This is a genomic window from Methylobacterium sp. B1 (assembly GCF_000333255.1).
Lineage (GTDB): Bacteria > Pseudomonadota > Alphaproteobacteria > Rhizobiales > Beijerinckiaceae > Methylobacterium > Methylobacterium fujisawaense.
This window is the reverse complement of sequence record NZ_BACT01000726.1, coordinates 1-12434: the sequence shown is the minus strand read 5'-3', so window position 1 is coordinate 12434 and position 12434 is coordinate 1. Positions and strand designations below refer to the sequence as shown.

At 70.0% G+C, this 12434-nt stretch carries 13 protein-coding genes and 1 pseudogene; 6 read left to right on the top strand and 8 right to left on the bottom strand.

Annotated features, from left to right (window positions below; translation table 11 throughout):
- Positions 1–154 precede the first annotated feature (154 nt).
- Both I53_RS21260 and I53_RS21255 read right to left on the bottom strand, forming a co-directional pair.
- Complete coding sequence (locus I53_RS21260) at positions 155–1336, bottom strand: pyridoxal phosphate-dependent aminotransferase (protein WP_043354409.1); 1182 nt, start codon at positions 1334–1336, stop codon at positions 155–157.
- Between the two features lie 23 nt (positions 1337–1359).
- Positions 1360–1551, bottom strand: a complete 192-nt coding sequence (locus I53_RS21255; RefSeq protein WP_043354407.1) for a hypothetical protein — start codon at positions 1549–1551, stop codon at positions 1360–1362.
- Between the two features lie 249 nt (positions 1552–1800).
- Here I53_RS21255 and I53_RS21250 point away from each other — a divergent pair, with 249 nt between their 5' ends.
- Complete coding sequence (locus I53_RS21250) at positions 1801–2034, top strand: hypothetical protein (RefSeq protein ID WP_236952712.1); 234 nt, start codon at positions 1801–1803, stop codon at positions 2032–2034.
- A 6-nt stretch (positions 2035–2040) separates the two neighbouring features.
- Here I53_RS21250 and I53_RS21245 read toward each other — a convergent pair whose 3' ends face one another.
- The gene (locus tag I53_RS21245) at positions 2041–3438 is read right to left on the bottom strand and encodes an ATP-binding protein (RefSeq protein ID WP_043354403.1); all 1398 of its coding nucleotides are present in this window, start codon (positions 3436–3438) and stop codon (positions 2041–2043) included.
- Positions 3439–3714: 276 nt separating this feature from the next.
- On the opposite strand from I53_RS21245, the gene I53_RS21240 reads away from it, so the two are divergent.
- From I53_RS21240 to I53_RS21225, 4 genes are read left to right on the top strand one after another with little or no spacing between them, the layout of a single operon-like run.
- The gene (locus I53_RS21240; protein WP_043354401.1) at positions 3715–4038 is read left to right on the top strand and encodes an XdhC family protein; all 324 of its coding nucleotides are present in this window, start codon (positions 3715–3717) and stop codon (positions 4036–4038) included.
- Positions 4038–4739 (top strand): XdhC family protein, encoded by a 702-nt coding sequence (locus tag I53_RS21235; protein ID WP_043354399.1) that lies wholly within the window; start codon positions 4038–4040, stop codon positions 4737–4739. Before I53_RS21240 ends, I53_RS21235 begins: the two co-directional genes overlap by 1 nt.
- Entirely contained in the window at positions 4736–5779 is a 1044-nt protein-coding gene (locus I53_RS21230; RefSeq protein WP_043354397.1) for a molybdopterin-binding protein, read from the top strand. The genes I53_RS21235 and I53_RS21230 overlap by 4 nt, the downstream gene beginning before the upstream one ends.
- A gap of 20 nt (positions 5780–5799) precedes the next feature.
- Positions 5800–6399: a nucleotidyltransferase family protein gene (locus I53_RS21225; protein ID WP_085987693.1), complete on the top strand. Its 600-nt coding sequence runs from the start codon at positions 5800–5802 to the stop codon at positions 6397–6399.
- Between the two features lie 76 nt (positions 6400–6475).
- On the opposite strand, the gene I53_RS31655 is transcribed toward I53_RS21225, so the two are convergent.
- Positions 6476–6682, bottom strand: a complete 207-nt coding sequence (locus tag I53_RS31655) for a DUF2256 domain-containing protein (protein ID WP_187294393.1) — start codon at positions 6680–6682, stop codon at positions 6476–6478.
- Positions 6683–6698: 16 nt separating this feature from the next.
- Positions 6699–7892 (bottom strand): OpgC domain-containing protein, encoded by a 1194-nt coding sequence (locus I53_RS21220; RefSeq protein ID WP_043354395.1) that lies wholly within the window; start codon positions 7890–7892, stop codon positions 6699–6701.
- Between the two features lie 284 nt (positions 7893–8176).
- Here I53_RS21220 and I53_RS21215 point away from each other — a divergent pair, with 284 nt between their 5' ends.
- Positions 8177–9124 carry an NAD(P)-dependent oxidoreductase gene (locus I53_RS21215; RefSeq protein WP_043354393.1) on the top strand — a complete coding sequence of 316 codons (948 nt, stop codon included), beginning with the start codon at positions 8177–8179 and terminating at the stop codon, positions 9122–9124.
- A 329-nt stretch (positions 9125–9453) separates the two neighbouring features.
- Here I53_RS21215 and ettA read toward each other — a convergent pair whose 3' ends face one another.
- The 3 genes and pseudogenes from ettA to I53_RS21200 form a co-directional block, all read right to left on the bottom strand.
- Positions 9454–11106 (bottom strand): energy-dependent translational throttle protein EttA, encoded by a 1653-nt coding sequence (gene ettA / locus I53_RS21210; protein WP_043354390.1) that lies wholly within the window; start codon positions 11104–11106, stop codon positions 9454–9456.
- Between the two features lie 182 nt (positions 11107–11288).
- Entirely contained in the window at positions 11289–11591 is a 303-nt protein-coding gene (locus tag I53_RS21205) for a hypothetical protein (RefSeq protein ID WP_043354388.1), read from the bottom strand.
- An 8-nt stretch (positions 11592–11599) separates the two neighbouring features.
- Positions 11600–12434 (bottom strand): annotated as a pseudogene (locus tag I53_RS21200) (DNA/RNA non-specific endonuclease); the annotation flags it as partial.

The following is a 12434-nucleotide window of genomic DNA, read 5'->3' as shown; positions in this document are numbered from 1 at the left end:
GGTCGATCCCACCCGTCGCCGCGCCTGCGGCAGCGGGCCTCGAAGGCGGGTTTCAGGAATCATCGACGGATCCGGAAGCGCCTTCAGGCCTCCCCCGCGCTCCGGCGCCTCAGGGTGAGGGCGCGACGAGGGGCTTTTCCGACCCGACGGAAAGTCAGGCCGGCTTCTGCTCGCTGAGGAACGTGCCCATCCGGTCCAATGCACGTCGGATGTTCTCGGCCGAGTTGGCATAGGACAGACGGATGTAGCCCTCGCCGTGGACGCCGAAATCCGGGCCGCCGATCACCGCGACGCCCGCTTCTTCCAGAAGGGCCGACGCCAGCGCCTTCGCCTTCCAGCCGGTCCGGGAGATATTCGGGAAGGCGTAGAACGCGCCCTTGGGCGCGATGCACGACACGCCCGGCAAGGCGTTCAGACCGTCCACCACGATCGTCCGGCGCCGGTCGAATTCGGCGACCATCTCGGTCACGCAGTCCTGGGGGCCGTCCAGCGCCGCGATGCCGGCCCACTGGGTCGCCGCGTTGACGCAGGAATGCGCGTTGACGGCGAGCTTGCGGGCCGCGTCGTAGAGCGGCTTCGGCCAGACCGACCAGCCGAGGCGCCAACCGGTCATCGCGTAGGTCTTCGACGCGCCGTCGAGGTAGACGAGCCGGTCGCGGATCTCGGGATACTTGAGCAGCGAGTGATGGGTCTCGCCGTCGTAGGTCATGGTGCCGTAGATCTCGTCCGACAGCACGGCGACGTCGGGGTGCTCGGCCAGGCCCTTCACCAGGGCGTCGATCTCGGCTTTCGGTGTCACGCCGCCCGTCGGGTTGGCGGGTGAGTTGACGATCAGCAGCCGGGTCTTCGGCGTGATCAGCGCCAGGGTCTCGGTCGCCGAGAAGGCGAAACCGTTCTCCTCGCGGATCGGCACGGGGACCGGCGTCGCGCCCGTGAACTCGATCATCGAGCGGTAGATCGGGAAGCCGGGGTCCGGATACAGGATCTCGGTTCCGGGCGCGCCGAACATCAGGATCGCCATGAACATGGTGACCTTGCCGCCGGGCACGATCATCACGGATTCGGGGGAGACCTCGACGCCGTGGCGGCGATGGATGTCGCGGGCCACCGCCTCGCGCAGCGGCGGAATGCCCACCGCCGGCGTGTAGCCGTGGTGGCCGTCGCGCAGGGCCTTGATGCCCGCCTCGACCACGTGGGCGGGGGTCGGCATGTCCGGCTGGCCGATACCGAGGTTGATCACGTCCCGGCCCTGCGCGGCGAGTGCTTGGGCGCGGGCCAGCACCGCGAAGGCGTTTTCCTCGCCGATACGCGAGAAGGCCGGGACCACCTGCAGCATCGCGCCCTCCGGGCGGTGGGATCTCAGTGCTTGGACCGCTCGGAGAGCTTCATCGCACCGAACGACATCGCCACCGCGATCGCGCCCAGGATCACGAAGGTCTTCACGGAGGCGTAGAACAGGTCCGGGTTGATGCCTTCGTCGGTGTAGAGCACGAGCCCGATGGCCGCGAGCGGCAGCGAGAGCAGGATGAAGAGCGGGACGAGCGGGTTCATGTGCGGCACTCGAAATCCGGCGCGCGGCTGACCGCGGCCCTGGGAAAACGACCCTGCATATCACCGTGCTGCGAAGGTTGGGACCCCGGAATCGGCAGTTTTTCGCCGGCTCGTCCGAACGCTCATGGATGTGCAATCATTTGGCGCGAGAGTATCGCCTCTCAAAGGCGGGCATGTATGCGTCGGGCATCGGTCAGTGGGAATGGGAAGGGCACGGGGGCTTCGGACCCCGCGACCTCCGGCGTCGACATGCTGGTCCTCCATATCGGGAAGCTGCTGCGCCACCCCGCCTACCGGCGTGAATCGATCGTGAGCGCCCTCCTGCTGCGCCACCTGCCGCACGATGCCGGCTACGCGTGGCACGGCGAGGCGAGCCTGCGCACCCGGCTCGTCGGCGCCGGCCTCGACGAGGCCAGCCTCGATCATCTCATCAGGAATGTGCAGGCCGAGCACCTGCGCCTGCGCCGGCCCGCCGATGCCTGATCCGGCCTAGGCCGGAACCCGGACGGTGGCCCGCAGACCCCCCAGGGGGCTGTCGTGCAGGGTGATGTCGCCGCCATGGGCGCGGGCGATGTCCCGCGCGATCGAGAGGCCCAGCCCGGAGCCGCCGGCGTCCTGGCGGGCGTCGTCGAGCCGCAGGAACGGCTTGAACACGTCCTCGCGGCTCTCGGCCGGAATGCCCGGCCCGTCGTCGTCGATGGAGACGAAGAAGGTCCGGGCCTCCAGTCGGCCGGAGATCGCCACCGTCTCGCCGTAGCGCACGGCGTTGGCCGCGAGGTTGAACAGGCAACGCCGGAAGGCGCCCGGACGGACCGTGACCTCGGGCGTGCCGACGAGCTCCACGGCGGAGACATGGGCGCCGAGGCGCTCCACGTCGGTCCGCAGGTCCTCCAGCAGGGCGCGCATGTCCGTGGGCGTCGCGGGCTCGGCCGAGTCGCCCCGCGCGAAGGCGAGGTAGCCCTCCAGCATCCGGCTCATCTCATCCACGTCGCGGCTGAGATCCTCGATCTCGCTGGTCTGCTCGACCAGTGCCAGGGACAGGCGGAAGCGGGTGAGGATGGTGCGCAGGTCGTGGCTGACGCCGTTCAGCATCGTCGTGCGCTGCTCCATCGCCCGCTCGATCCGCCGCTTCATCTCGATGAAGGCGTGACCGGCTTGGCGCACCTCGCGGGCGCCGCGCGGCCGGAACTCGATCTCCCGGCCCTTGCCGAAGCCCTCCGCCACCGCGGCGAGGCGGAGGATGGGCTTGATCTGGTTGCGCAGGAACAGGATCGCGACGCCGAGCAGCACCAGCGAGGAGCCGATCATCCAGACGAGGAAGATGTGCGAATTCGACGCGTAGGCTTGGCTGCGCCGCGCGGTGATGCGCATCACGCCGTCGGGAATCGCCACCCGGATCTCGATCAGGTTGGAGCGGCCGACCGTGTCGATCCAGAAGGGCCGGCGGATCTGGCGCTTGATCTCATCCGAGAGGGCCTCGTCGAGGATCGAGAAGAACGGGCGCGGGCCCGGCGGCGGGAGCTTGGCCCCCTTGAGGATGTCGAGGTCGAGGTTCAGCCGTTCCCCGGCGATGCGCGAGAGGGTCTCGGCATCCTTGTCCTGCGGGTAGCTCTCGTAGATGTCGATCAAGGCGGCCACGTCTGCGGTCACCGCCGCCGACAGGCGCTTGGTCACGAGCTGCCAGTGCCGCTCCATGAAGGTGTAGGCGATCACCGACTGGAGCAGGACGACCGGCGCGATGATGATGATCAGCGAGCGAGCGTAGAGGCCCTTCGGCAGGACGTCGCCGATCGCCCGGCTGATGCGCCGCCACAGGCGGTGCGGCGCGGAGCGCGGCGGCGGATCCTTGCGCAGCCTGCGCGCCAGAGCGGGATCGGGCGCGTTCACGTCACCCGGAGCACGCGCCGCTCCCTCCCGCGAAAGCAGGGGCGGGTCGTCTGGCATGAACTCCGTTCGACGGTGGCGGACATGGTCTGAGCGGGAACGCTTGGCCGGCCTGTTATCGCATCCGCGCCGGGATCGGCCAAGGCGCGCGCACGGCCACAGGCCCGGTGCCCCGGGCGGTGGGCATGGTGTGCGAGTGGGAGGGCGCCTTGCACGGCGGCGCGTGGGCCATACCTGTGGGAAGCGGGGGGCACCCGCCGGCCGAAAGTCCACGAGGCCATGCTCAGCACCGATACAGACATCCTCTCCGCCGCCCAGTCCTGGCGGCGCGACGGTCGCGCCGTGGCGCTCGCCACCGTGATCGAGACCTGGGGCTCGGCGCCCCGGCCCGTGGGCAGCCACCTCGCGGTCGACGGCGACGGCAACTTCCTCGGCTCCGTCTCGGGAGGCTGCGTCGAGGGCGCGGTCATCACCGAGGCCCTCGAGGTGATCGAGGCCGGCACGCCGCGCGTCCTCGAGTTCGGCGTCGCGGACGAGACGGCCTGGCGGGCCGGCCTGTCCTGCGGCGGGCGGATCCGGGTCTTCGTCGAGCGGGTCGACTGATGCGCAGCGACATCCTTGCGGCGCTGAACGACGAGCGCGCGGCCCGCCGCGCCGCGATCCTCGTCACCGACATCGCCGACGGCGCGCAGCGCCTCGTGCGCGAGTCGGACCTCGCCGTCGACCCCCTGGCCGACGTCCTGGCGAAACACCTTGCGTCCGGCAAGAGCGGCCTCGTCGAGGCTGACGGGCGGACCCTCTTCCTCACCGTGCAGGTGCCGCCGGTGCGGCTCGTGGTCGTCGGCGCCGTCCACATCTCGCAGGCCATGGCGCCGATGGCGGCCGGGCTCGACCTCGCGCTCACGGTGATCGACCCCCGCACCGCATTCGCCACGCCGGAGCGTTTCCCGGGCATCGCGCTGGTCGCCGAGTGGCCGGACGCCGCCCTCGGCACAACCGTCCCGGTGCTGGATCGCTACTGCGCCCTCGCAGCCCTGACCCACGATCCCAAGATCGACGATCCTGCGCTGAAGGCGGCCCTGGCGGCCGAGTGCTTCTACGTGGGCGCCCTCGGCTCCCGGAAGACCCACGCGGCCCGCGTCGCGCGGCTCACCGAGGCGGGGTTCACGCCCGCGCAGATCGGCCGGATCCACGCACCGATCGGGCTCCCGATCGGTGCCGTCAGTCCCGCCGAGATCGCGCTGGCCGTGCTCGCCGAGGTGGTGGCGTGCCTGCGCCGCGCGCCCCGTCCGGAGGTCGCGTGAGGTTCGGGACCGTCCCGCTCGCCGAGGCGGGCGGACTGATCAGCGCGCATACGGTCCGGCGGGCTGACATCACCCTGCGCAAGGGGGCGGTGATCGGCCCGGAGGAGGCCGCCGGTCTCGCGCGGACCGGCCTCTCGGAGATCGTGGTGGCCGCCCTGGAGCCGGGCGATGTCGGCGAGGACGACGCGGCCGCGCGGCTCGCCGGTTGTCTTCGCGGGGCGAACCTGCGTGTCGAGTCGCCGTTCACCGGCCGCTGCAACCTGTTCGCCGAGAGGCCCGGGGTGCTGACGCTCGACCCGACCCGGATCGAGGCCGTCAACGCCGTCGACGAGGCGGTGACGGTGGCGACGCTGCCGCGCTTCCGGCCGGTAATCGAGGGCGAAATGATCGCCACCGTGAAGATCATCCCCTACGCCGTGCCGGGCGCCGTGCTGGCCCGCGCCTGTGCGGCGGCCGGTGCCGACGCGCTGGCGGTGGCGACCTATCGCCGCCGCCGTGTGGGCGTGGTCTCGACGCGGCTGCCGAGCCTCAAGGAGGCCACCATCGACAAGACGCTCCGGGTTCTGGCCGAACGTCTCGCCCCCGCGGGCGCCGCGATCGTCGCCGAAGCCCGGATCCCCCACACCGACGACGCCGTGGCTGCTGCGGTGACCGATCTCATCGACGGAGCCGGGGCGGACCTCGTGGTTGTGTTCGGTGCCTCGGCCATCGCCGACCGCCGCGACGTCATCCCGGCCGGAATCGAGGCGGCCGGCGGGCATGTCGCCCACCTCGGCATGCCGGTCGATCCCGGCAACCTGCTCCTTGTCGGTGCCCGGGGCGACGTGCCGGTGGTCGGCGCCCCGGGCTGCGCGCGCTCGCCGAAGGAGAACGGATTCGACTGGATTCTGCACCGTCTGCTCGCAGATCTGGCCGTAACCCGCGCCGACATCGTCGCCCTCGGTGTCGGCGGTCTGCTGATGGAGATCGTCTCGCGTCCGCAGCCCCGCGCCGGCGGCGCGGTGACGGGGGACGCGCGCGATCCGGCGACAGACGATTGAGGCGGGAGAGGATCTCGGGGATGTCGGAGGTCGGCACGGTTCTGCTCGCCGCGGGCCTCGGCAGCCGGTTCGGCTCCGCGCCGAAGCTGCTCGCCCCCCTCGACGGCAAGCCGCTGGTGCGCCACGCCGCGGAGGCCGCCCTCGAGGCTTGTCCCCGCCCTGTGGTGGTCGTGCTGGGCGCGCACGCGGAGGCGGTCCGCGCGACGCTGGCCGGGCTGGACCTGATCCGGATCGACAATCCGGATTACCGTACCGGATTGGCATCCTCGCTGCGCGCCGGTCTCGCGGCGTTGCCACCCCGCTGCACGGGCGCCGTGATCGTGCTGGGCGACATGCCGCGGGTGACGGCCGCCCATATCGACCGTCTCGTGAGCGCCTTCACGGGGGCTGCGGTGGCTCCTGCTGCCGTGGTGCCGGTGCAGGACGGGCGGCGCGGCAATCCCGTCCTGCTCAACCTGCGTCGCCTCGGGGAGGAGATCGGCCGCCTCGCCGGCGACCACGGGGCCGGACCGCTGCTCAGGGGGCGGCCCGACGTGCTGGAGATCCCAGGCGATACGGCCACCGCCCTCGACATCGACACGCCGGCCGGGCTTGCCGCCCTGAGCCGTGGTCCGGCCTGAGCCATCGGCGCCCTCGGTGTGAGACGGATCGCGCTGACGGCCGTCCGTGCCTGCGGTCGATCCGGCGGCGCGCCGCCTATCCCTGTTGCGCGGTCGTGGGTCGGGTTTCTGCGCTCGCCCCGACGGTGCGCCCGCGCCCTGCCTTGGCCTCGGCCCGGCATCGGTCGGAGCAGTAGCGGACCTCGTCCCAGACGCGCGCCCACTTCTTGCGCCACGCGAACGGGCGGCCGCACTGGGCACAGACCTTCTCGGGCAGGTCACCCTTGCGGCGCATCGGCGGCATCGTCTCTCCTCGCGTCCTATCCCGGCCGGTGCAGGTCCGGGCCCGGAGCGGCGGCACCGCGGCGGCGCGCATCCAGGAGGTGCGCCAATCCGAGCATGACCGCGAGCCCGCCGAGATTGACCGCGATCTGCAGCGGCCATGTGGCGTCGAAGGTCCGATAGAGAATGCGGCCGATGAGCGCCGCCAGGCATCCGGCTGCGAAGATCTCGAGCGAGTGCCGGCCGCAGGCATCGATCAGGCGCAGCCGCCGCCACCGGCTGAGACGCGCCACCGCGGGTATGCTGAACAGCAGGTAGGCCAGGGCCAGCATGTTGATCAGGCGCAGGGGGCCGACATGGCTCTTGTCGGGGACCCCGATCGACAGCGGCCGGAGGTCCGGCAGCCCCCATTCCGCCCAGGAGCCGCCCTGGAAGAAGGCGAAGGCGAGATAGGCCGAGGCCATGGCGACGGCCCAGCCACGCCACGGCAGCAATCCGTCCTGGGCCTGGACCCAGACGGCGAGGGCCGCTCCGAGCACGAACAGGAACTGCCACGCGAAGGGATTGAAGTACCAGCCCTCATCGACCGCCGCGGCGTTCGGCAGGTTCAGCTGATGATCGACGTTGGCGGCAATCCACAGGGTCGCCGACAGCGCCAGGACGCCCCAGATCCCGCGCCGCATCCCGAGATAGATCAGCGGAAATAGCGCCAGAAGGAGAATGTAGAGCGGCAGAATATCGAGGTAATTCGGGAGCGCGTTCAGCGCGAGGCCGCGCAGCAGGCCCGGCAGCAGCCCCATCTGCAGCAGGGGCGCGACGCCGAACCGCGGCGTGAGACCGGTGATGTCCATCCAGATCCGGACGATGACCAGGGTCGCCAAAAGCAGCCCCGCCTGGAACAGGTAGATGCGCAGACAGCGCTGCGCGATGCGCACCAGCGCCGTCCGGACGCCGGCTCGGCGGAAGAGGCCGCCATAGGCGATCATCGAGGAATAGCCGGCGAGCAGAACGAAGATCTCGGCCGCATCCGAGAATCCGAAATTGTGCAGCGTCAGCAGGGCCGGCGCGTTGCGCGGGATGTGGTCGACGAAGATCGTCAGCAGCGCCAGCCCGCGCACCACGTCGACCCGGGCGTCACGGACGGGCTTCGTGGGCCGCGTGCCGGCTTCCGGCGCGGGGATCGTCCGCTGCTTCATGGCAGCGGGCCGCTCAAGATCGTCGACGCGCGTCACTCAGTTCATCACCGCGGCGGTCTCCGACCGGATGTGGGATACGGCAGAGTCTGCAGTGCAACAATAGCGCGCCTGCGGTGCGCGGCTGCGCCGATCACGCGCCTGTGTTCGGCCCGGCGCAGGGATCCGTCGCCCTGATGGTCCGACGCTCCGCGGAGCGCCTCGAGCCTCTCGCATCGTGGCTGAGCCCGGTATAGAGGCGGTGGGCGATCCCGGCTTCTCGCCCGCCATCGGGAGGGCCAAGGCCCGGGGCGCGCTACAGGGCAAGGTTCAGGGCAACGGCCATGCGCGTCCTCGTCACCGGAGCCGGAGACTATCTCGGCCGCCGCCTGCTCGAGGCGCTGCACAGGGGACTCCCGCCCGGCAGCTCCATCCTCGGCCTGGATCGGGCTCCGCAACCGCCCCTCGGCGGCGTGTCGCTGAGAGCCGTCGATCCGTTCGATGCCCACGAACTCGCCGAGACGATCGCCGCCTTCGACCCCACCATCGTGTTCCACTTGGCGGCGCTGGCGTCCGTGGCCCAGTCGAGCGAGACACCGTCCTATGCCTGGCGGGCCGAACTGCTCGGCACGCTGAACCTGGCCGAGGCGGTGGCGAAGACCCGTGCGGCCCTGGTGTTCCTCAGCTCGACCGTCGTCTACGGGGAGGCGTTCCGCGAGCAGGCACGTCCGGACGAGACCGTGACGCCGCGTCCCGACACCATCTCGGGCCGAACCAAGAACGCCTGCGAGTACATCCTGCGCGATGTCCTGGCGAATGCCGGCGTCAAGCATCTGGTGCTGCGACCATCGAACTACATCGGTGCGGGTCAGAGTGAGACGTTCGTGGTCGCCTCCTTCGCGGGGCAGATCGCCCGTATCGAGCGAGGCTTGGTGCCCCCGAGCCTGGAGGTTGGCGACCTCTCCGCCGGGCGCGATTTCGTCGACGTGGCCGATGTCACCGCGGCGTGCCTGCGCGTGATCGGACAGATCGACGATCTTCCGAATGGCGGAATCTTCAACGTGGGATCGGGAGTCGTGACGCCGGTCGCCGAGATCCTGGAGATGTTCCGCAGCATGACGGGCGCACGCTTCACCCTTCGGGTCTCGCCCGATCGGGTCCGGGCGGCGGGCGTGCGCAGCGAGGGCTGTGATTCCACGGCCTTCGCAACCGCCACCGGGTGGACTCCAGCCATCCCGCTCTCGCGGAGCCTGTCCACGATTCTGTCGGAGGCCCGGGCGCGACTCGGATGAGGGCATATCGGGCGGCCGGCCGTCGAGGCCGTCCCGGTCCCCGGGGTGGCACGCTCCGGCTCTGCAAGCGCTCCGGGAGCTTGCGCATCCGCCTTTCCCCCCGGGCGCAGGGGGGCACGACATCCGATCTCCCGATCGCTCCGTCATTCTGCAGCGCCGGAGCGCCGCAGAGGCTTTGAACCGGGGGCAGGGACCGCGCGACCGGCCGATGGATTCCTCCCGGCCGTGTTCAGAGCGTACCCGGGCGAGGTCCAGGGCTGGACCTCGCCCGTCAACGGCTATTCGGTTCCGGTTTCGCCGTTACGGCCCCGGAACGACGGGGCCGGTCCTCAGCGCGAGAACCGCTTGTACTTGATCTTCTTCGGCATGATCGAATCCGCTCCGAGTCGGCGCACCTTGTCGGCTTCGTATTCGGAGAAGTTGCCCTCGAACCATTCCACGTGGCTGTCGCCCTCGAAGGCGAGGATGTGCGTCGCGATGCGGTTCAGGAACCAGCGATCGTGGCTGATGATGACGGCGCAGCCGGCGTAGTCCTCCAGCGCATCCTCGAGGGCGCGCAGGGTCTCCATGTCGAGGTCGTTGGTCGGCTCGTCGAGGAGCAGCACATTGGCGCCGCCCTTCAGGGTCCGCGCGAGGTGCACCCGGTTGCGCTCGCCGCCCGAGAGCGTGCCGACCTTCTTCTGCTGGTCGGGCCCCTTGAAGGCGAAGGCCGCGCAATAGGCACGCGAATTGATTTCGCGCTTGTTGAAATAGATGATGTCGTTGCCGCCCGAGACCTCCTGCCAGACCGTGGCGTTCGGATCGAGGGCGTCGCGGGACTGGTCGACGTAGCCGAGCTTCACCGTCTCGCCGATGTCGATCTTCCCGTTGTCGGGCTTCTCCTGGCCGGTGATCATCTTGAACAGCGTGGTCTTGCCGGCGCCGTTCGGGCCGATCACCCCGACGATGCCGCCCGGCGGCAGCTTGAACGACAGATCCTCGATCAGCAGCCGGTCGCCGAACGCCTTGCTGAGATGCTCGAACTCGATGACGTTGTTGCCGAGCCGCTCGTCGATCGGAATGACGATCTGGGCCGCGGCATCGATCTTCTGCGCCTGCTTGGCCACCAGCTCCTCGTAGCGGGTGATGCGGGCCTTCGACTTGGACTGGCGCGCCTTCGGGGAGGCGGCGATCCACTCCTGCTCGCGGGCGATGGAGCGCTGCCGGGCCATGTCCTCACGGCCCTCCTGCTCCAGGCGCTTCTGCTTCTGGACCAGCCACGCCGAATAGTTGCCCTCGTACGGGATGCCCTTTCCGCGATCGAGCTCCAGGATCCAGCTCGTGACGTTGTCGAGGAAGTAGCGATCGTGGGTCACGATCAGGATCGCGCCGGGATACTGGCGCAGGTGGCCCTCCAGCCAGTTCACCGTCTCGGCGTCGAGGTGGTTGGTCGGCTCGTCGAGGAGGAGCAGTTCCGGCTCCCACAGGAGGAGGCGGCACAGGGCGATGCGGCGCCGCTCGCCGCCCGACAGGGTGGCCACCGGCTGCTCGTCGCTCGGGCAGCCCAGGGCCTCCATGGCCTGATCGACCTTCGAATCGAGCTCCCAGAGGCCCAGCGACTCGATCCGGTCCTGGAGCTCGGTCATCTCGTCGGCCGTCTCCTCCGAGTAGTTCATGGCGAGTTCGTTGTAGCGGTCGAGCATGGCCTGCTTCTCGGCCACGCCCTCCATCACGTTCTCGCGGACGGTCTTGTTCGGATCGAGCTGGGGCTCCTGCGGCAGATAGCCGACGCGCGCACCCTGCGCGACCCAGCCGTCACCGGTGTATTCCTTGTCGAGGCCCGCCATGATCTTGAGCAGCGTCGACTTGCCGGCGCCGTTGATGCCCAGGACGCCGATCTTGGCGTCCGGGTAGAACGACAGGTTGACGTTATCCAGGACCTTCTTGCCGCCGGTATAGGCCTTGGTCAGGCCCCGCATGTGGTAGATGAATTCGCGAGCCATCGCGGATCGTCCTCGGCGCGTTGTTCGGGACTGCGCGGATCGTGCCAGCGGCACGGGTCAGGCACGGGGGATCAGTCCCCGTCCTGGACGCGCGTCCCTAAGATATAGGAATGACCCTCTCGGAGTATCAGGCCCGCCGGGAAGCGGCAAGGACGGCCCGGCCGTCGCGGGGCGCCGATCTCTCAGGCGAACGGGTTCTTCACCGATCGCGGCGGCGCGTCCGGCGCCTCGGCCACCGCTTCGGGCAGATCGGAGGCCTCCAGGGTCTTCACGATCGCGTCCAGCGTCTTCCGGAGAAGCCGGGCCTGCTCCAGCCCGGTCCTGTCGCGNGTGATGTCGAGGGATCCGTGCAGGGCGATCCGGTCCGTGCCGTTCTCGAAGCTCAAGCTGCCGATGGTGCGCACGCCGGCATCGTCCGCGAAGGGCGTGAAGGCTTTCGGATCCTCGGTCGCGCCGCTGGAGGCGCGTTGCGTGTCCTTGGGCATGGGTCCTCTCAGAAGAACGAACGCAGCAGGTCGCGCAGGAATTTCCGCGCCGCTCGGGCCAGCTCGCGCTCCAGCCATTCCTGCCAGGTCTGCTCGTGCCGGGGCCGGCGCTCGTCCGCGCGGGCGGAGGCCTGGGGATCCGGGAGGCTCATCGCGGTCGCGCGAGCCGCTTGCGGCAGGCCGGGAAAGACGTCGATGCCGGATTCCCGGCGCAGATCGTCGATCGACAGCACGCGCCAATCCTTCGAATCGTCGTTCCGGGCGAGGTATGCTCCGGCCTCGCCGCTCGCCGGATCGTAGAGGGCCTTGAACAAGTGGGTCGGGACGAGCACGCCGCCCTTGATCTGCTGCACCGCGTCGCCGGAGAAGATCACACCGGTGACCACGAAGAGCGCACCGCGCCGGCTGGTCAGGCGCCGGGTGCCCTCCTCGATATCGGCCCAGAGCCCCCGGTTCAGGACGCGGTTCTGCGGCGTGATGTTGGCGAGGCTGAACGACTCGGCCTGGGCGCTTGCCGTCGGCATGTCGCCGGCCGGCGCGAGATGGCCCCGGTCGAACCCACTGCGGACATAATCCTCAAGGCCGGCGCGCTGGTCTTCCGGCAGGCGCGCCTCTTCGTGGAAGGAATCGTCGCGTGCCACCGCGCGGGCCGCGGCGATGCTGGCGCGGGTGAGGTGCTCGGCGGCGTAAAGGGGCGTGCGGGTCACGCCGGAATGCAGCACCGCGAAAGGCCTCGAAGCATAGCGGAGTCGCCCGAACGGCGAGCTTCGGATTGGTGAGGACGGGCATCCGCCCATCGGCGAACAACCCCGGACAGGCATCCTGGGCGCCGACCGGAACCGA